General features: G+C 44.9%; 13 protein-coding genes. 2 read left to right on the top strand and 11 right to left on the bottom strand.

Annotated features, from left to right (window positions below):
* Positions 1-58: 58 nt before the first annotated feature.
* The 8 genes from FK220_RS08795 to FK220_RS08760 form a co-directional block, all read right to left on the bottom strand.
* Entirely contained in the window at positions 59-991 is a 933-nt protein-coding gene (locus tag FK220_RS08795; protein WP_152573944.1) for a carbon-nitrogen hydrolase family protein, read from the bottom strand.
* A gap of 24 nt (positions 992-1,015) precedes the next feature.
* Complete coding sequence (locus FK220_RS08790) at positions 1,016-1,408, bottom strand: VOC family protein (protein ID WP_152573943.1); 393 nt, start codon at positions 1,406-1,408, stop codon at positions 1,016-1,018.
* A 192-nt stretch (positions 1,409-1,600) separates the two neighbouring features.
* Positions 1,601-3,640: a S9 family peptidase gene (locus FK220_RS08785; RefSeq protein WP_152573942.1), complete on the bottom strand. Its 2,040-nt coding sequence runs from the start codon at positions 3,638-3,640 to the stop codon at positions 1,601-1,603.
* Between the two features lie 47 nt (positions 3,641-3,687).
* The gene (locus FK220_RS08780; RefSeq protein ID WP_152573941.1) at positions 3,688-5,325 is read right to left on the bottom strand and encodes a M1 family metallopeptidase; all 1,638 of its coding nucleotides are present in this window, start codon (positions 5,323-5,325) and stop codon (positions 3,688-3,690) included.
* 75 nt (positions 5,326-5,400) lie between these two features.
* Positions 5,401-6,732, bottom strand: a complete 1,332-nt coding sequence (locus FK220_RS08775) for a M28 family metallopeptidase (RefSeq protein WP_152573940.1) — start codon at positions 6,730-6,732, stop codon at positions 5,401-5,403.
* 29 nt (positions 6,733-6,761) lie between these two features.
* On the bottom strand, positions 6,762-7,931 hold the full coding sequence (locus FK220_RS08770) for an MFS transporter (RefSeq protein ID WP_152573939.1): 1,170 nt from the start codon (positions 7,929-7,931) through the stop codon (positions 6,762-6,764).
* A 9-nt stretch (positions 7,932-7,940) separates the two neighbouring features.
* Complete coding sequence (locus tag FK220_RS08765; RefSeq protein WP_152573938.1) at positions 7,941-9,461, bottom strand: nuclear transport factor 2 family protein; 1,521 nt, start codon at positions 9,459-9,461, stop codon at positions 7,941-7,943.
* Positions 9,458-11,674: a bifunctional alpha,alpha-trehalose-phosphate synthase (UDP-forming)/trehalose-phosphatase gene (locus FK220_RS08760; RefSeq protein WP_152573937.1), complete on the bottom strand. Its 2,217-nt coding sequence runs from the start codon at positions 11,672-11,674 to the stop codon at positions 9,458-9,460. The genes FK220_RS08765 and FK220_RS08760 overlap by 4 nt, the downstream gene beginning before the upstream one ends.
* Before the next feature lie 103 nt (positions 11,675-11,777).
* Here FK220_RS08760 and FK220_RS08755 point away from each other — a divergent pair, with 103 nt between their 5' ends.
* On the top strand, positions 11,778-13,580 hold the full coding sequence (locus FK220_RS08755) for a glycoside hydrolase family 15 protein (RefSeq protein WP_152573936.1): 1,803 nt from the start codon (positions 11,778-11,780) through the stop codon (positions 13,578-13,580).
* A 111-nt stretch (positions 13,581-13,691) separates the two neighbouring features.
* On the opposite strand, the gene FK220_RS08750 is transcribed toward FK220_RS08755, so the two are convergent.
* Entirely contained in the window at positions 13,692-15,134 is a 1,443-nt protein-coding gene (locus tag FK220_RS08750; protein WP_152573935.1) for a pyridoxal phosphate-dependent decarboxylase family protein, read from the bottom strand.
* A gap of 152 nt (positions 15,135-15,286) precedes the next feature.
* Between FK220_RS08750 and FK220_RS08745 the strand changes: the two genes are divergently transcribed.
* Entirely contained in the window at positions 15,287-17,314 is a 2,028-nt protein-coding gene (locus tag FK220_RS08745; protein ID WP_152573934.1) for a dipeptidyl-peptidase 3 family protein, read from the top strand.
* Positions 17,315-17,399: 85 nt separating this feature from the next.
* On the opposite strand, the gene FK220_RS08740 is transcribed toward FK220_RS08745, so the two are convergent.
* Positions 17,400-19,211, bottom strand: a complete 1,812-nt coding sequence (locus FK220_RS08740) for an acyl-CoA dehydrogenase family protein (RefSeq protein ID WP_152573933.1) — start codon at positions 19,209-19,211, stop codon at positions 17,400-17,402.
* Positions 19,212-19,252: 41 nt separating this feature from the next.
* Positions 19,253-19,612 carry a four helix bundle protein gene (locus tag FK220_RS08735; protein WP_152573932.1) on the bottom strand — a complete coding sequence of 120 codons (360 nt, stop codon included), beginning with the start codon at positions 19,610-19,612 and terminating at the stop codon, positions 19,253-19,255.
* Between the last annotated feature and the right edge of the window lie 22 nt (positions 19,613-19,634).

Here is a 19,634-nt window from a genome sequence, read left to right as displayed (position 1 = left end):
GGCTATGTGCTTCCAAAGACTTAAAATAGTCTTAATGTTTTTCGGGAGGTACTGAAAATTAACGAATATCCTTTTCTTTCCTTGTTTCCGGTTGTCCAGAAACTTCGAAAGAAAAAAGGTCGTTTCGTGTATAGTGACCATTCACATCAAAATCCAGTTTGCTTTGTGGGATTTCCGCCATATCCAATTCAGCCATCACTACACCCGTTCTATCAAACAACGGTCCGGCCAAAATTTTTCCTAGCGGAGAAACGATGACACTTCCTCCGGGGCAGAGGTCTTCCGGTTCTGTCGAGACTAAATGTTGGTAGTTTTCAGGATACATTGATTTGGTATAGAATTGGTTACAGCTCAAGACAAAACATCGACCCTCCAAGGCAATGTGCTGCATAGTGGCGGTCCATTCAGGTCTCGAATCGGCGGTGGGGGCAAGGTAGATCTCCACCCCTTTTCGGTACATGGCCATCCGTGCCGTAGGCATATAGTTTTCCCAACATATGAGTCCGCCTAAACGACCTATCTTGGTATCGAAAGTGACCAATGATTCCCCACCTGCCTCTGCCCAGACAATTCGTTCGGTGCCGGTAGGTTTTATTTTCCGATGTACTCCTAATAGCCCATCGGTAGGGGAGAGATAGAGCATCGAGCAGTAGAGGCTTCCATTTGCCTCCTGTTTTTCGGTAACTCCAATGACCAAATATACGTTCTGTGATCTTGCCAACTTTTCGAGTCGTTCCAGCTCCTTTCCCTTTAGTAAGATACTGTTGTCTCGATAAGCTGCATACAACGCCCTTCCCTCCGGGGTTCTACTACCTATCGTGGCGCCAAAATCAAAACCCCTGGGATATCCTGGAACAAAGGATTCGGGAAAAACCAACAGGCGACAACCCTGTTGTGCATACTTTTTGGTCAATGTCGCCAGTTTATCGAGGGTCTTTTCCTTGTCAAAGAAGACAGGACTGTCCTGAACGAGGCCTACTTTTAGTTTCATAGTCGGAACTATTTCATTGATTGCTTACGGATGGTCGGAGTGTCTTATTCTCCAAGGTGGATTCAATCGATTTTCCCCGGCGAAAAACAAAATTAGCCGATTGCCGTCCAAATCTTTCAATCGGGCCTCTCTCCATAACCAATCTTTATCATTGGGTAATTCGTAGAATTGTATTCCTTTTGCCACTAGTTTTTTCACTTTCTCATCGAGATTTTCACATTCAAAATAAACATAAATCCCGTCTCCTTTTGGGAGTTCGTCGGTTTGATGTATTGAAAAGGTCGATTCGCCATTGGGGCATTCAAATCTGGCATAATGTGGCAATGCGCTCACAATCAGTCGAAGGCCTAATTTTTCATAAAACGGGACCGACTTTTCGAGGTCTAAGGAAGGAACTGTAACTTGATTGAGGTTCATGGCGTATCTTCGTTGGTAATAACTAATTGATTTCAAGGCATAACCCACTTAAATATCTTTCCATATCCCGTATTAAAACGGTTAGTGGTGCAGGGCCCGTTGGTAGTAGTTGTCGCCCTTCTTTTCTTTGACTTGAATGCAAATACAATCCCAATCGCTTTCTTGACCGTTAAAAAGTTGGTGAATCCCATTTCATTCCAAGGGGATTTCAATTTCTTGTCCCCATATGTATTTCCCGAACCACTGCCAATTATGCCAAGTAGCGGCGAGTCGTTCCTTAGGTTTGTTGATACCATGACCAAACCCTTTGTAAATAATCAATTTAGTCTCGACTCCTACATCTTGTAAGCCTTGAAATAACTCATAGGCATTGGCCGGTGGCACCCTTTTATCGAACTCCCCATGCTGTATCAAAGTAGGGGTGGTCGCATTCGCAATATTGGTCATTGGCGACGTTTTCTCGTAAATGGCCTTATCGGACCAAGGGGTGGCCTTTAGGTACTGTCGGGTGAATGGGTGTATGTCGGTATTGACGTAATAGGTCATCCAGTTCGAGATACCCGCCCCCACCGAAATGACTCTGAAAAGTTCCGAGTTGGTGGTCAGGAAAGCCGAAATATAGCCCCCTTGGCTCCAACCCATGGAGGCGACCTTCTCACTATCGACAATGCCTTGTTCTATTAAGTGTTTCACTCCGGACTCTACATCCCACGCATCGCCGACACCGAGATTTTTTACATTCAAAGAACGGAAGGCCTCCCCGTAACCCGCCGAGCCGCGATAATTGGGTTGCAGTACCAGCGCTCCCTTGTTCAGCCATTGCAGCATGGGATAGACTCCCGTTGGCACTGGTGTTGGGGTAGATATGCCGGTAGGGCCTCCGTGGATAACGACCATCAGCGGATATTTTTTACCAGGGTCAAAATCCTGTGGTTTGTGCAGTATGCCCTCTATCGTCGTACCATCTTCGCTTTCCCAACGAATCACCTCACTTTTGGAGGTGGCCCAATCTTGGATCTGTTGGTTCGATTGCGTAATCCTAGTTGCGCCTTTAAACGGATAGGCCGCTGAGTAGATTTCCGATATTTGATCATCCGTTACTCCGTAAAAAGCCATTTTTTTACCATCGTCCGAAAATGAATATCCCCAGACACGTTCAAGATTTAAAGGAAGCAAGGATGTCTTACCGGTCCTGGGATTTATTTTTACCATGGGTCTTTTTGTCTTTTGCCAAGCTATCCCGAAGATGCCTTGCTCATTCCAATATAATCGGGACAAGTCTTCATCGAAATCCTTTGCCAATTGCGAATTATTGGTGCCGTCTATATCGATACGGAAGAGCTTGCCGTTGCGATAGTAATTCGAGGTGCTATCATTGAGACTGGTTTGGTATAAGATGGATTTTCCATCGGGAGACCAACCTACTAGTCCGTCATAGCTTCGGTTGCCGACCAATTTTTTTAAACTTTTGGAGGCCGTATCGTAAATGGAGATATCAGCCTTAAAAAAGGTGTTTCTTAGGGGGTCGGGCTGATGCTCAATGGCTATTTTTTTGCCGTCGGGCGACCAATCGTAATCATTGATGGAAAAGGGTACGCTGTCCAAGACCTTGATGGCTTCCAAACTTTTGGTATAGATTGAATCCTTCAGTTGGCTGGGTAGGGCAGCGTGATATAGGCGGTCGGGTTTAAAATCGATGGCCCATAGTTGGTTTAAGCGGTATTCGTTGTCCTCGACTTCAAAACTTCCGAGTTTTTCGGTTCTCTTTTTAGTTTCGTCCTTCTTGTCCTCTGATTGAAGAAAAGCGATTTGTTTGCCGTCCGGTGACCATTCAAAATTGAAGACGTTGTTTTTGGTGTGGGTGAGTTGGAATGATTCCCCTCCCGCCGCACGGATTACCTGTAGCTGGGTATGGTCAGACTTTTTAGATAAGAACGCAATCCATTGTCCGTCAGGGGACCATTTCGGATTGGTAGAGCTGTTTTTGGGATTGTTGGTGAGTTGAAAAGGGATATCCCCGTTTTTGGAAAGCCAAAGTTCCGTGTCATAACTGTTGGCATCCCAATCTGCCGATCGTGATTGGAAAACGATATGCTTCCCATTGGGCGAGATTATTGGATTGGAGACAGACCGTAGTGAAAGAACCTCTTCAAAAGAAGGTGTCTGTCCAAACAATGATTGCGGTAGCGTTCCCCCGAATAGCGCCAATGCCAGTAAGATATGCTTTTTCATTTTTCAAGGATTGGTTCGGTTTTCATAGGGGGATTGAAAACCGGTTGTTATTTCGTTCTTTTATTGGTTTCAATGTAAAAATTTCTATCCACTTCGAAGCTCGATAAGTCGCCTTCCAACTGTTCGGTTTTCCATTCCGAACCGGGAAAAAGCCAGTAAGCTGCGCTGTCTATAAAAACACGAACGGGCATGTCGAAGTCTTTCACGATATCAGTATATCTGTATTGAATGGTATCGCCTTCAATCACATATTCGAGCGTTGGAATCTGCGTGGTTCTCAAGTATTGATCGAAAAAAGCGTTTAAGTTCTTACCCGTATGTTTACTGAGATAATCCTCGATCTGTTTGGTGGTGACGGTCCGGTGGTAGAAGTCCTTGTTGAGACCGCGGAGGATTTCACGCCATTTTTTGTCGTCTTCCACCAGTTGCCTTAGGGTATGCAATAGATTGGCTCCTTTGTAGTACATGTCGCCGCTACCTTCGTAGTTTACATCGTAGATTCCGATTACGGGCCGGTCGTTTTGTATGTTGGCGCGGGTCCCGATGACATAATCCGCCGCCGCTTCCGTGCCATAATAATAGTCTAGGAATAGATTTTCCGAATATGCGGTAAAACCTTCGTGTATCCACATGTCTGCGGCATCTTTGTAGGTAATGTTATTCGCAAACCATTCGTGCCCGGCTTCGTGGATAATGATAAAATCGAATTTAAGCCCCCAACCGGTTCCGGAGAGGTCGTTTCCCAAATAGCCTTTTTTAAATTGGTTGCCGTAGGTGACCGAACTTTGGTGTTCCATGCCAAGGTAGGGCACCTGAACCAATTTGAAACTATCCTCATAAAAAGGGTAGGGGCCGAACCAATGTTCAAAGGCCTTCATCATTTTGGGAGCATCCTTAAAATGCTCCTTGGCTTTTTCCAAATCGTCGCGAAGCACATAGTAATCCATATCCAAGGCACCCTTTTCACCTTCATAGGTTTCCCCAAAACGCACGTAATCACCGATATTTACATTCACCCCATAATTGTTGATGGGGTTCGATACGAACCATTCGTACAGTTTGTAATCACCTTGATCATACTCGTATTCTTCACGAAGGCGACCATTGGCCACTGCTACTAGATTCTTGGGAACATCTACCGCGATGCGCATGCTGTCTACCTCGTCGTACATATGATCTTTGTTGGGCCACCATACACTAGCACCCAGGCCTTGGCACGAGGTAGCGACGAAATGCTTCCCGTTGGAATCCTTTTTCCAGGAAAACCCTCCATCCCATGGTGCTCGAACCGCCTCTTTCGGATGTCCTTCATACTGTACGTACAGTTCGTTGTATTCTCCCGGGAGCTGCTCTTTTTTAAGATTGATGAAGTAGGCTGGACCAATTTGACTGAAGTCCAATTGCTCGTCATCTTGTAAAACAGCGGTTATTTTCAAAGGCTTCTGTAAATCAATCTGTAACACATCGTTCTTTTCCAAAACCTTGTAGCGAACAATGTTATAGCCTGCAATAAACTTTTTGTCCGGTTGGATTTTAATGTTGAGGTCATAATAATTCAAGTCCCACCAAGCCCGTTCCGGGGTAATACTACCTCGTAGGGTGTCCTGTTTGGTAAAGGTTTGACCAAAAACTGCAGCGGTGACACTTACAAGCAATAGGGCAATGAGAAATGTTTTTTTTTTCATAGGTTAGCTAAACTTAAAAGGTCGAAGCACTAAATTCCATTGTTTGTTTTGGAACGCGGTACGTGCGTTTCCGGTTTATCGAAAGATTCCATTCGGAAAAACTACGGGGCTTTCAAAACCATCTTTTCCAACGGAGGAGACTCCAAAGAAATAATTATCAATAACGATGCCATCCAAGGTGTATTCCGTGGCATCTCCTACGTAACGACTATAATCCCATGTGGGTGATGTCGTATCCCGCCAATAAATTTTGTAGCCCACGGCACCTTCTACCGGACTCCACTGAAATTTGGCCGAGGGCTGTACAATGCCACCGATTTTCACTTCAGTAGGAGCAGGTGGTGCCCATGCAATAGACGCCAAGTTGATGGCATTGACAGCGGTCAATTTTTTGGCGTACTCAAAATTGACATGTCTCAGCACATCACCGTATTCAATGCCATTTTCGGTTCGGATATCCTGATGCTGTTGGGTATAGTTCTCATGGGCTTCCATGATGCGTATGCCCGCGAAACCGACATCGTTGAACGGTCGGTGGTGACCTCCTCTTCCAAACCGGTCGAGCCGGTAGACCAGCATGGGGTTCATTTCGGGCATGTAGGTTCGAACATTCCTGTATATGTAGCGTGCCAACTGTCGCGAAATGCCGTCGACCTCGCCGCCATAGAACCGTCTGGCCTTTCGTTCCCGTTCGGTCTCCGTGGGTGGGACGGGTTCGGAGAATATCCGAAAGTCGGTATTGCTCACAACGCCGTCGACACCTGTAATGTTACCGATCATATCGTTGTTGAAGATACCGATGATGTCCCAACCCTGTTCCATGGCATGGGCGGCGAGTCCTTTCCCACCGTACAATCCTTGTTCTTCTCCCGATAGTCCGACGAATAAAATACTATTTTCAAAATCATATTTTGAGAGTACCCGGGCAGCCTCAAGGGTCCCGGCCATGCCACTTGCATTGTCATTGGCACCCGGTGAATCGGAGGTGAAGTTGTTGGGGTCGCTAACCCGCGAATCGATATCCCCGCTCATGATGATATAGCGGTTGGGGTATTTGGTACCCCGTTTAACTGCCAGGACATTCACTACCCAAACATCTTTGGTTATCCGGTCGTTATCACCCTTTGGTACCAAGTTCTTTTGATAGGAAACCTCCAGACAACCATTACAGGCGGCCGAGGTCCTCTCGAAGTCGGCTTTGATCCACCGTCTTGCAGCCCCTATACCACGGGTCTGGGAAAGTGTATCGCTCAGGGTATGCCGGGTACCAAAATTTGCCAGGGTCTCTATATCCTTTGCGATGCGTTCGGCTGAAACTGCCTCGATAATGTCATATAGGCGTTGGTCGGTTTGGGCATTCCCCCCCAGGTAAAAAACAAAGAGTAATACAACTAAAAGATGTTTCATTTTCTATCTGTTATGAGGCTTACAATGTATTAAAAATTAATGGCTTTTTTGGTCAATTGCCAGATTCCTATAATCGGACCCAAGGCCAACATCAAAAAAAGGAATTGGGGATTTACTCCCTTTAGGACAAAAGACCCTAATTGAATACTGACGATGCTAATGGCAAAACCGATACAGTTGACCAAGGTGAGGGCCGTACCTTTGAGTTCGGAAGGAACGTTTATGGCGACCAATGTAGAGAATTGAGGGGAATCGGCCGTGACGGCCATTCCCCAAAGACACCAGGCAGCCATAAACAACAACGGATCCAAATAAAAAAGAAGGGGAGAGACCAAACAGAAAAGACCGGAAACCGTCAGGCTCGACTGTGCCACTTTTTTACTTCCAAAACGTTGCGATAGCAGTCCGCCCAACATACAGGAGACCCCACCCATGGCGATGACCATAAATGTGGCTATGGCGACAGGGAATTCCTTGTTGTTCATGGCATTGAAAGTTTGCAACGCCAAGGGTGTGAAGGCCCAGAAGGCATACAGCTCCCACATATGACCAAAATAACCAAAGGCCGCTTTTTGAAAGCCGCCAATTTTAAACAGGGTTGGCCCCGCGGACAACTGCAGTTTTTTGCTGCGTTTTCGAAACGGACCGTTTGGTACGAACAACCAAAGGGTACATCCTCCCAAGGCTGCCAGCAGGGAGGTGGTTTTAATTACCATTGCGCCATTGGTATCTATAGATAAGGCCTTTACTAGAAAGGGAAAGGCCGTTCCCAACACCAACGCTCCGACCAGATATCCCAAGGCCCTTCCCAAGCCCCTTTCATAGTAATCGGCGGCGATTTTCATTCCCACCGGGTAAATTCCGGCTAGAAAGAATCCGGTACCAAAGCGCGCGGCAAGAAGGGCCCATTGGGAGATCTCCTCGAAAAGCAGGCACAGGTTGCACAAGGCGCCCAGTATCGCACAGATCAAAAAAACGCGGGATGGTGAAAACCGGTCCGCAATCATTAAAAAAGCAAAGACCAAGGTGCCCATAATGAACCCCAATTGTACGGACGACAATACATATCCTATAATTTCCGGCCCTAGCCCCGTTTTTCTGGCCAATTGGTCGACAATGGCATTTCCTGCAAACCAAAGACTGGTACATGCAAATTGTGAAATAATAATAGTGGGAAGTATATGGGGCCGCGTTTTCAAAGGGAGTTCTTATCGTACAAAAGTAACCTTTGAAATCTTTCCCTCGTTCACCTCATAAATGGCCACCGCGTTAAAATTGTTTCCATTGACAGTCAAATATTCCTCGTCGATCACTTTGTTGCCTATGATTATGCGGTTTTTAATGGTGCAATTCAAGTCCGGAGTGTTTTGAAAAAAATCACCGTATCCCGATCGCATTCGTTCCTTTCCTTGATAGCTGAACTTGTTTGGATAGTCGAATATTTGAATATCATCGGAATAGGTTTCCAAAAACGCATCGATATCCCTAGCGTTATAGGCATCCAATTGTTTTTGAACAACGGCTTCCGCTTCCATATCCGATTCTTTTTCAAACAAAAAGCTCATGCTATCGATAAGACCGTTGTTCACTTCATATATGGCCACCTGACGTTGGGTCTTACCCATATCGCTGGCTTTTTCCTCATCGATAACTTTGTTCCCGATACTGATCCGTTTAATTACTTCCACACCGGTTTCCGGGGTGTTTTCATAGTAATTTTGGTAGTTGTTTCTCAATGTTTCGCGACCCATGTATAGGGTATCGCTCGGAAAATATTGAACCAAGACATTTTCCGAATAGCAAGAGGCAAAGGCATCCAAATCCCTCTGGTTATATGCTTCTACTTGTTTCTGGACCACAATTTCAGGGGATACCTCCGAGACCAATACCAATTTAGAGGAATTGGCATTGGTGGCCAGGCGCGAAATGCTGCCCAGGTTTTTGCCTTCGAAGGTATGGAGCACACTCCATTGGGAATCCGTTTTGGGATGAAATCGATATAGGGTATTGCCCATTCCCACAAGGATAGTACCATTAATCAACCAACATATATCCTCAATTTCTGGAGGTATATTGGTGATAAATTGGGTAGCTCCGGAGATAGGATCCATTGATTTTATTTCCCACACCTCGTTTTCCTTACTGATATAGCTGATCAATTTGGTGCCGGGAATTTTATGTAAAGATCGCCCTACGTTCTTCTGAAAGGTGTAGTTGGTGTTATCCTGTAAGTTCGATACCACCAAGTCCATTCGATCGTCCACTAAAACAGTGGAAATCAAAATATCCTCAGCAAACCAGAGATGGTATCCGACCTTTAAATCCCGAAGTAAGAGGCTGGGTTTTCCCGATTCCATATCATATCGGTACAGGCGTTGCAAACCATTGGTATCCAAACGGATAGCTGAAAACTCCTTCTTTCCAGGAATTTTCAGGGGGGAATACTCGCTTCCCCTCGGGGTATCGGTAATCCACGAGCTTATGTTGTCCCTCACATTATACTGGGCGATATCGGTCTGACGGTTTCGTGTGGAGGAAAACAATATCAGATTGTCATTATAAAAAGAGGGCTGGTTGTCATAGCCTTCGTTGTTCGAAATATTCCGGGGCTCCCCCAAGCTTATTTTGCCATCGGTTGTGCTAACATCCATAAGATATACTTCGGTATTGGTCTGCGCATGGGCGATTATTGAGACCAAAAATAATAGCGCGGTGATTTTTTGTGTCATAGGGCAATATTCATAAAAGATTTTAAAAGTTCCCGTACTTTCAAGGTGTTCTCCACAAAATAAGCGGCTTGTGTCTTTTGTCTGCCCACTTTGACGGTAATGGCGCTATCGGGTAACTCCTGAAACATAAATTCATCCGTCCAGTCATCACCGATCGCAAATACAAAATCGTATTCGTTTTCCCCCAACATCCTAACAGATGCCCTTCCTTTGTTCACGTTACTACTTTTTACTTCCATGACCTTATTACCGTTAAGTACGCTAAGGTCGTCAGTGCCGATGAGACTGGTCAAGACCGTCGTTAGCTCGGAGGCTCTCAGATTGCCAAAATCGGGATCGGTCTTTCGATAGTGCCACGCAAGCGAATAGTTCTTTTCTTCTATGAAGCTGCCAGGTGTCCGGTCTACGAACGATTCCAATACGGGACGAATATTTTCCATCCAATCATTTTTCACATTTTCCAGTAATTTAAAGTCTTCACCATCCTTGGAAATCCAAACACCATGTTCCACGATCATATTGTATTTTTTCGATAGGAACCATTTGGCGAAGGTATCTTTGTCCCTTCCACTGATAAGAAACATATCGGTACCCTCCTGTTGATGTATGGCATCGAGTAATTGATAAAGCTCGTCATCGGGACTTGCTTTTTGGGGATCGTTATGAAAGCCTGTTAAGGTGCCGTCATAGTCCAGGAATAACACCCTTTTTTTTGCATTACCGTATGCATCCATAATGATCTGTAAATGATGGTCGGTCAATTTTTTAGATACATGGGCTGCATCCCGTTCTTTCTGGGCCAACAGCGAGTTCATGAAACTCTGTGCCCATTTTTCGACATTATAGCGTCGCAAGCGTTGCTGCAACTGTTCATTGCGGTGCTGTTGCTCCTCTTTGGGCATATTGATAGCTTCATAAATAGTATCGGCTATTTGTTCGAAATTATTGGGATTTATTAGTAGTGCCTCATTCATTTCATTGGCCGAACCTGCCATTTCGCTTAAAATCAAGACACCTGTTTTGTCGGTTCGAGTAGCGATATATTCCTTGGCAACCAAATTCATTCCATCACGCAAGGGGGTGAGCCAGGCAATGTCGCTAGAGGTATAGAGATCAATGAGATTCTCAAAGGGCATTGATCGATAGAAATACCAGATGGGGGTCCAGCTGACGGTAGAAAATTCGCCGTTGATACGGCCCACCAGTTCATCGATCTCCCTTTTAAGTAATTGATATTGTGGTACGTTGGAGCGGGAGGGGACCGCTAGGATAATCAACCTCACTTTTTCCTTATACTGGGGATATTTATTTAAAAAATATTCAAACGCATACAAACGTTTGGCAATACCCTTGCTATAGTCTAAGCGGTCGATTGATAGAAGAAATTTGGCGTCCGGGTCACTCGTTTTATGCTTGTTAAGGCGTTGCTGTAACTCGGAGTGCTGTTCAGGACTACGTTCCCCATGTTTTTTGGCCGCCTCACTGAATTTTTTATAGTCGATGCCCATTGGGAACGAATCGACCTTAATGATTCTATTTCCTTTGTAAATATCATTAAAACTGACTTCTAGACCCAAAAGTCGCCTCACGGAACTTAAAAAATGACGTTCGTAATCGTAAATATGGAACCCGATCAAATCCGATCCGAGGAGTCCTTCCAAAACTTCCTTACGCCAAGGAAGTGTGCGGAATATTTCATATGATGGGAATGGTATGTGCAGAAAGAAACCAATAGCGATATTTGGTCGTTTTTCGCGGATCATTTGCGGTACCAACATCAACTGGTAGTCATGTACCCAAATCGTATCGTCTTCATCCGCCTTTTCAAGGATGGCATCGGCGAATTTTTTATTCACCGTTTTATACGTGTTCCAACTATCCAATTCAAATTCCGAATATTCCAGGAAATAATGGAACAAAGGCCAGATGGTACGATTGCTGAAGCCAAAATAAAAACCTTCGACCTCCTCTTCGGTCAGGCTCACTTTTGACGAGCCGTGTTTGGAGAGTGCGTCGTCGATCTCATCTTCCAATTCCTCGGGGATTTCCTCGTTGGTCAGCCCACTCCAGCCGATCCAAAGACTATCACCCCCGGAATGTACCGATTTCATCCCGGTTGCCAAACCCCCTACACTGGGGATGGCCGTGATGCCTCCATTGCTAATTTGCAATTGCACGGGGAGTCTGTTTGAGATTATGATAGTTTTACCCATAAATTGGTCGATTTTGTATTCTGTTGTTTTTAATTTCTCTAAATTTCGACAAAAACAAGGGCAAAACCAATTGTAGCTCCGATTGAACCAACTTTTTTATTAAATGGATAATTTAGACTACGGAATTATAGGAAATTGTAGAAGTGCAGCGCTTATTTCAAAAACGGGCAGTTTGGATTGGTGCTGTCTTCCGGAATTTGACTCTTCCTCTGTTTTTGCCAAGTTGTTGGATGAGAAAATAGGAGGTAGTTTTGAGATTTTGGTCGATTCGGGCTATACCGTTAAGCAGCGCTATAAAAAACATACGGCGGTGTTGATCACCCATTTTTCCGACGGTGAAAATTCCTTTGAGATTCGCGATTTTATGCCTAGGTATCGAAAGGAAGGAGGGGGTTACAACGCTCCTCCGGAAGTCGTTCGATACTTCAAATATATCAAAGGGGCCCCTAGATTTATATTACACTACAATCCTCGATTGGAATATGCACTTGGGGAAACCAAGACCTATGTAAAAAAGAATTTTGTGGTAAGCCTTACCCAAGGAAAGAAGTTCGATACTTTTTTCCTCTACACCTCTTTTAACAAAAACGCTGTGGTGGAAGGCAGGGAAATCGAACTCATAAAAGATGGTTACGTGCTCCTGGGTTACAATGAAAAGATTTTTCAACCAACGGTACGTAAAATGTACACCGAACTGGAACGTACCAAGGTTTACTGGCTCAACTGGAGCAGCAAAACCCCAAATTACAAAAAGTACAATACGCAGATTGGCCGTAGCGCTATCACCTTAAAATTGTTGAGCTACGACAAGACGGGTGCCGTATTGGCCGCAGCAACGACTTCCTTGCCCGAAACAATCGGGGAAGTACGCAATTGGGATTATCGGTTTTGTTGGATTCGGGATGCCTCTATGGTTATCAAGGTTATTGGGGACTTGGGCCATAAGAACGTAGCCCGTCGATATTTGCAGTTTATCGTTGATTTGATTCCCGATAAGGACGAGAAACTACAGATTATGTACGGCATCAACAAGGAGAAGAAATTGACCGAGGCTACCCTTGAACATCTTAGTGGTTACAAGGGGTCCCGGCCAGTTCGTGTTGGAAATGCAGCCTACAAGCAAAGGCAAAATGATATTTATGGAATTTTGATGGATGTTATTTATGAACAGCTGGCCAAGTATTCCACCGATCTTGAAAATGGCGAGGAATTATGGGGTATTACAAAAGGGATTGTCTGGATCGTATCCAATCACTGGAAAGAAGCCGATAAGGGAATTTGGGAGTTTCGCACCGAGGACCGGCACTTTACTTTTTCAAAGGTACTTTGCTGGGTTGCGGTAGACCGGGCGATTAAAGTGGCCCGTTTGTTTCGTAAGTCCCGTAAGATTGAAAAATGGACGAAGTTGGAACAAGAAATCAAAAAGGATATCCACGAAAATGCCTGGAATCCCGAGGTGAATGCCTTTACCCAGTCCTACGGTTCAAAGGACCTGGATGCTTCTGTGCTATTGATGGAATCCTACGGTTTCATCCATGCAAAGGACCCTAAGTTTATGAGTACCGTAAGAGCCATAGAGAAAGATTTGAGCAATGATGGTTTGCTGTACCGATACAAGAATGAAGATGATTTTGGTTTACCTTCCTCCTCCTTTACAATTTGTACGTTTTGGTTTATCAACAGTCTGTTCAAGATTGGGGAAGAGGAAAAGGCGATGGTCCATTTTGACCGGCTCTTGTCCTATAGTAACCATTTAGGTTTGTTCAGCGAAGATATTGATTTTAAGACCAAAAGACTCTTAGGAAACTTTCCTCAGGCATACTCCCATTTAGCATTGATCGAATGCGCCATCAACTTCTCTCGCAAAGAAAGCGAAGAGCAGGTATTGGACGCGATGCGGGAATAAGCTGTTGCCTTATGAAGCGTACTCATTATTTGACAAGCAATAAACGGCAATGATTTTGAGACTGTTTGTAGGACAGGGATTCCCTTTTGAAGACAGGTTAAATAAAATGTTTTAGCGTTTGGTCAGTCGACTATTCTCCAATATTCCTTTAATGTTCCCCAGCAACTTTTTAAAATGAAACTCCGTAGTAAAGGGATTCATTACGGTCACCCTGAGATAATGGATGCCTCTCAATTTGGTCTGCACAATATAGAATTCCCCATCTTCCAGCAGCTGTTGCCGTATGTTTGCGTTGAGCTTGTTTAAGGCCTTTGTATCGAGGGTAGCATCTACAAAACGGAAACAGACTATATTCGATACAGGTGCAACCGCAAGCTCAAAATCGGGTTCCTTTTCGATGATATCCCCAAAAAGCCTCCCCATATCATACAATTGGGTTACGAATTCGTCGAAGACACCTTCCCCATATACTTTAAACATCGTGTACCAGTGGATGCTCATCATGGTCTTTGTACACTCGAAAGTTCTTTTGCCGGAGTTATACCAATCCTCATGATCGGCCTCTGTAAGAAGATATTCTGCCTTTTGGCTAAAGGTGGCATTTGCGTATTTTCCTTCTCTCATCAGCAAGGCGGTAGTGATAGTGGGCATCATCATCATTTTATGGCCGTCGATGACTACCGAATCTGCTAGCTCGATACCATGCACCGTATATCGATATTTTTCCGAAAAGATGGCGGCTCCCCCATGCGCCCCGTCTACATGGAACCAAAGGTTATGCTGTTGGGCGAATTGGCCAATAACCTCCAGATTATCATATACCCCGGTAGCCGTCGAGGGGGCACTTCCGATAATAGCGAAAGGACGAATTCCCTTTTCGGTTGCTTGTTGATAGCGTTTCTCCAATAAAGAGGTATCCATTTCAAAGTCGTTCGTCGCCGGAATTTTAATGATTCCTTTTTCCCCCAACCCCATGATTTTAGCAGCGCGGTCTACACAATAGTGGGCTTCCTCACTAACCATAATTCCCAACTGCCCTGAATGCCCTTCATTCCAAACGTCTTGTACGACCTTGGCTTTTCGGGCCGATAGCAAGGCGGTGAGGTTGGCCAAGGTACCGCCGGAGGTAAGGAATCCCCTGGAATCGGCATTATACCCTATCTTTTTACAAAGAATATCGGTTACCACCCGTTCGATGGCCGAGGGCGACATCCCCATTTCGTATACGGCCATTCCGTTATTCAACAAGGAACTAATCATTCCGCTCAGCGCAGTGATGGGTGCCGACGGACTCACCTGGTGTCCGATATAATGCGGATGGTGTACATAGGTGGTGCGTTTGGTGATTTCGGAAAATAAGGAAGCGTCATCTCCACGCCTTAGAAATTCCTTCCAGAAGTTGAGCTCATCCTCAGGAAGATTCCAATGTATTGCCTTTTGCGATTTCCCATGTAGTTTGTCCGATAAATGGTCGGCGAGTTCATTGATTAGCTGATGACCTCTTTTTCGAAAATCCTCTGGGGAGTAGGCCGATTTTAGTAGATTTTTATTCATACATTAAAAGTAGCGGGTTGTACGATTTAAAACAACACCGGAATACGAAACAATTTTTGTTGGTATACGGACCTTTAAAACTTCCGGTTTGATAGCTAACAATTAGTAGGCGTTTTGTTACATTTGAACATAATTCAAATCTTCTCTTCATTATGAAAATAAAGAATCTATTAGGTAGTCTTCTGATTATAAGTTTTTTGTGGTCTTGTAAGGAACAGGTCACAGAAAAACCGGTTGTCGCGAAGAAAACGGAATTTGAATACGTGGTCGATCAGTTCGCTGATCTCCGGATTCTTCGTTACCAAATTCCAGGTTTTGAACAATTGACCCTCAAGGAAAAGAAACTAGTGTATTATCTCACCCAAGCGGGCCTCGCGGGCCGGGATATCATTTGGGACCAGAATTACCGCCATAACCTTGAAATTAGGGGTGCGTTGGAAAATGTTTATCAATCTTACCAAGGCGATAAAAGCACCGAGGACTGGCAGGCATTTGAAACGTATCTGAAACGGGTGTGGTTCTCTAACGGAATACATCATCACTATTCCAATGATAAAATAAAGCCAGGTTTTGGCAAGGATTACCTAGGTTTTCTATTGAAAGAGACCGATACGGAGTTGCAAGGGGCAGCTTTTGAGGTCATTTTCAATGATGAGGACAGTAAAAAAGTAAACAAGAAAAAGGGGGTTGATAATGTGGCCTCCTCCGCCGTTAACTTTTATGGCCCCTCAGTTACCGATGCGGATGTCGAAGCATTCTATTCGGCGATGGATACAGGCCCTGAAGGGATGCCCATCGAGATCGGATTGAATTCAAAATTGGTCAGGGAAAACGGAAAGCTCATCGAAAAGGTATGGAAAGTCGGGGGCATGTACGGAAACGCCATTGATGAAATCATCAAATGGTTGGAAAAAGCAAAGGAAGTAGCAGAGAACGGGCAACAAGCCAAAACCTTAGGTTTGTTGATCGATTATTATAAGACCGGAAGCCTTGATACCTGGGATGAATACGCTATCGCATGGGTGAATGCTACCGATGGAAATATTGATTGGATCAATGGTTTTATAGAAGTTTATAATGACCCAAAAGGTTACAAAGGCTCTTATGAAAATATCGTTCAGATAAAAGACTTCGAGATGTCCAAACAAATGGCAGTGCTATCGGAAAATGCCCAGTGGTTCGAGGACAACTCCCCTCTGATGGAGGAGCACAAAAAAGGCGATGTCGTAGGTGTTTCCTACAAGACGGTTAATGTAGCCGGAGAGGCAGGGGATGCTTCCCCGAGTACTCCTATTGGCGTAAACCTCCCTAATAACAATTGGATACGCCAAAAACACGGTAGCAAGTCGGTTTCCCTTGGAAATATTATCGACGCCTACAACAACGCCGGAGGAAGTGGTAGGTTAAAGGAATTTGCCTACGATGATGAGGAAATCGCTCTGGAAGAGCAGTACGGACAATTGGCCGATAAACTGCATACCGCCCTGCACGAGGTAGTCGGTCATGCATCGGGGCAAATTAACCCAGGAATCGGACAACCCAAGGAAACTTTAAAGAATTATGCCTCTACCATGGAGGAAGGAAGGGCAGATTTGGTAGGTCTCTATTTCTTGATGGACCCCAAAATACAGGAGTTGGGCTTAGTAGACGATTGGGAAGAGCTTGGGAAAGCGGCCTATGATGGGTATATCCGAAATGGATTGATGACCCAGTTGATTCGAATAGAGCTTGGTGATGATATCGAGGAGGATCACATGGTCAACAGACAATGGGTCTCTGCCTGGGCTTTTGAAAAGGGGAAGGAAGACAATGTGATCGAAAGGATGGAAAAGAATGGAAAGACCTATTATAATATCAACGATTATGAAAAGTTGCGGGACCTGTTCGGGCAACTATTGCGGGAGACACAGCGCATAAAATCGGAAGGAGATTTCAAAGCGGCGCAGGATTTGGTAGAGGGTTATGGTGTAAAAGTGGATCAAAAGCTGCATGCCGAGGTGTTGGACCGAAATCAGCAATTTAAATCGGCGCCTTACAGCGGGTTTGTGAATCCGGTGCTCCTACCCGAAACGAACGACTCGGGTGAAATCGTCGACATTAGGGTGATACAGCCGGATAGTTTCGAAGGCCAGATGCTCGACTATTCCGAGAAGTTTGGATTTTTGGTCGGGAACCGGTAAAGAGCTTCTGAGGAGACAAAAAATAAGGCTGTCCGCTTTAGCGGACAGCCCTTACCCTCTGTCTCAAAGAAGGGTTTCATCTGAATTAGTCAAAGGTGTAACCGTTATCCGCAGCTACCTTATCGGCAATTTGATTGCGCAAGGCCACTACGTTCGGGTTATTGGTATATTTTGTAAAGCGTTTTAACCCCATCAACATCATTCGCTGCTCATCGCCTTCCGCAAATGAGATGATAGCTTCTTTTCCTTTCCGAATCACGGTTTCGGTCGCCTCAAAAAGATATAGTTTAGATATAGCAATTTGAGTGGCCTGCACCTCTTCCCCGAAGCGTTTTGCATTTTTCTCGGTCCTGAGAAGGGTTGATTCCGCCATATAGATCTTGATCAAGATGTCGGAAGCGGCCATCATCAACTGTTGGTGCTTTTCCAGTTCCGGACCAAACTTTTGAACGGCGCTTCCAGCGACCATTAGAAATACCTTTTTAAGTCTGGTAATCAAGTCTTTTTCCTCGGCGAACAATTCTGAAAAATCAGGGGTGTCGAACGATGGGATTCCCATCAATTCCTCGCCTACGGCCCTTGCCGGACCTAACAGATCCACATGACCTTTCATTGCCTTCTTGACCAGCATTCCAACTGCCAACATCCGGTTGATTTCATTTGTGCCCTCGTAGATTCGTGCGATACGCGAATCTCTCCATGCCGATTCCATCGGGGTATCCGCACTAAAGCCCATTCCTCCAAAAATTTGAATGCCTTCATCAGCGGTTACCTGGCAGTCATCGGAGACCGCCACTTTCAGAATGGAGCATTCAATGGCATATTCTTCCACTCCCTTTAATTCTGCTTCTTGGTGGGAGTTTCCTTCCGCCTCCCGAATGGCGATACGGTCCTCAATATTTTTGGCCGCGCGATAACTGGCTGATTCCCCTACATAGGCATTCATGGCCATGGTGGCGATTTTTGCCTTGATGGCCCCAAAGTTTATAATAGGTGTTTTGAATTGAATCCGTTCGTTGGCATATTTGACCGCTTCGGTCGTAACCCTTCTCTGGGCATCCAAACAAGCAGCCGCTAACTTAATTCTCCCAACGTTCAAGGCGTTCATAGCTATTTTAAAGCCATTTCCGCGTTCAGACAACATGTTTTCAACGGGAACCTTGGTTTCGCTGAAGAACACCTGTCGGGTAGAGGAGGAGTGGATGCCGAGTTTCTTTTCCTCATCTCCCAAAGTGATACCGTTGCTCGGGTCGTTCTCCACAATAAATCCGGTGATATTCTTATCGTCTTCGATACGGGCGAATACGATGAACAGATTGCAGAAACCTGCGTTGGAAATCCACATTTTTTGTCCGGAGATGCTGTAATAGGTACCGTCATCGGAAAGGACCGCTTTGGTTTTACCCGAGTTCGCGTCCGATCCAGCCCCAGGCTCCGTAAGGCAATAAGCTCCAAACCATTCACCAGAGGCTAATTTTGGCACGTATTTTTGTTTTTGCTCTTCGGTGCCATACAGGGTAATCGGCATCGTACCAATGCCCGTATGGGCCCCAAAGGCAGTGCTAAAGGAACCGGTAGCCCCTGAGATGTAATCGCATACCAACATGGTGGAGACGAAGCCCATGCCCATTCCGCCATATGCTTCCGGAACAGCAACGCTCAGCAAACCGAGCTCACCTGCCTTGCGCATACATTCTTCCGTAAACGCGTAGTCTTTTTGTTCAAAGCGTTCCCAGTGTGCCCATAGTTCGCGGTCCACAAATTCCTTTGTGCTGTCCCGCATCATTTTTTGCTCCTCAGAAAGGTCCTCCAAGGTAAAAATATCCTCGCATTTGGTTTCTTTTACGAGGAACTGTCCGCCTCGTAGTATCTCTTTATTTAATGTTTCTGTGCTCATAGCTATTCTAAGATTAAAGAATCAAGATTCAAGAGACAAGACTAACGATTCAGTCCGTCTTGAAATCCTGAAATCATTCGTTGTAATTGTTGTATTCTATTTTCTAATATTTCAAATTTTTCTTCATCGATATATTTTTGACGATATGCCACATTCAACTGCGTTTCCCATTCAAAAGCCGAGCCAAGACTGTCTTCTATATACTTGTTAAAGTGCTTATAGCAAGACTTTCTCGTAACTTCGGCAATATTGGACGGTATGGAAACCGAGCACATGATTAATTGGGAAATTAGATGATATCTTTCAAAATCGGGAAATTTCTTGGTTACCACATAGGTTTCATCCACTATGGACATTCCTTCTTCCCAAATTTTGAGTTTTTTGAAATTATGTCTTCCCACCTTAGGTCCTATCTCTTTGTTC

Origin of the sequence: Pelagihabitans pacificus (assembly GCF_009371985.2) — a bacterium.
Lineage (GTDB): Bacteria > Bacteroidota > Bacteroidia > Flavobacteriales > Flavobacteriaceae > Pelagihabitans > Pelagihabitans pacificus.
Note: the sequence above shows the minus strand (reverse complement) of the source record. Positions and strands in the feature narration are given on the sequence as shown.

Coding starts and splice junctions, on each gene's coding strand:
- FK220_RS08795 (WP_152573944.1), bottom strand. CDS start 991: ATGAAACTAAAAGTAGGCCTCGTTCAGGACAGTCCTGTCTTCTTTGAC.
- FK220_RS08790 (WP_152573943.1), bottom strand. CDS start 1,408: ATGAACCTCAATCAAGTTACAGTTCCTTCCTTAGACCTCGAAAAGTCG.
- FK220_RS08785 (WP_152573942.1), bottom strand. CDS start 3,640: ATGAAAAAGCATATCTTACTGGCATTGGCGCTATTCGGGGGAACGCTA.
- FK220_RS08780 (WP_152573941.1), bottom strand. CDS start 5,325: ATGAAAAAAAAAACATTTCTCATTGCCCTATTGCTTGTAAGTGTCACC.
- FK220_RS08775 (WP_152573940.1), bottom strand. CDS start 6,732: ATGAAACATCTTTTAGTTGTATTACTCTTTGTTTTTTACCTGGGGGGG.
- FK220_RS08765 (WP_152573938.1), bottom strand. CDS start 9,461: ATGACACAAAAAATCACCGCGCTATTATTTTTGGTCTCAATAATCGCC.
- FK220_RS08760 (WP_152573937.1), bottom strand. CDS start 11,674: ATGGGTAAAACTATCATAATCTCAAACAGACTCCCCGTGCAATTGCAA.
- FK220_RS08755 (WP_152573936.1), top strand. CDS start 11,778: ATGGATAATTTAGACTACGGAATTATAGGAAATTGTAGAAGTGCAGCG.
- FK220_RS08750 (WP_152573935.1), bottom strand. CDS start 15,134: ATGAATAAAAATCTACTAAAATCGGCCTACTCCCCAGAGGATTTTCGA.
- FK220_RS08745 (WP_152573934.1), top strand. CDS start 15,287: ATGAAAATAAAGAATCTATTAGGTAGTCTTCTGATTATAAGTTTTTTG.
- FK220_RS08740 (WP_152573933.1), bottom strand. CDS start 19,211: ATGAGCACAGAAACATTAAATAAAGAGATACTACGAGGCGGACAGTTC.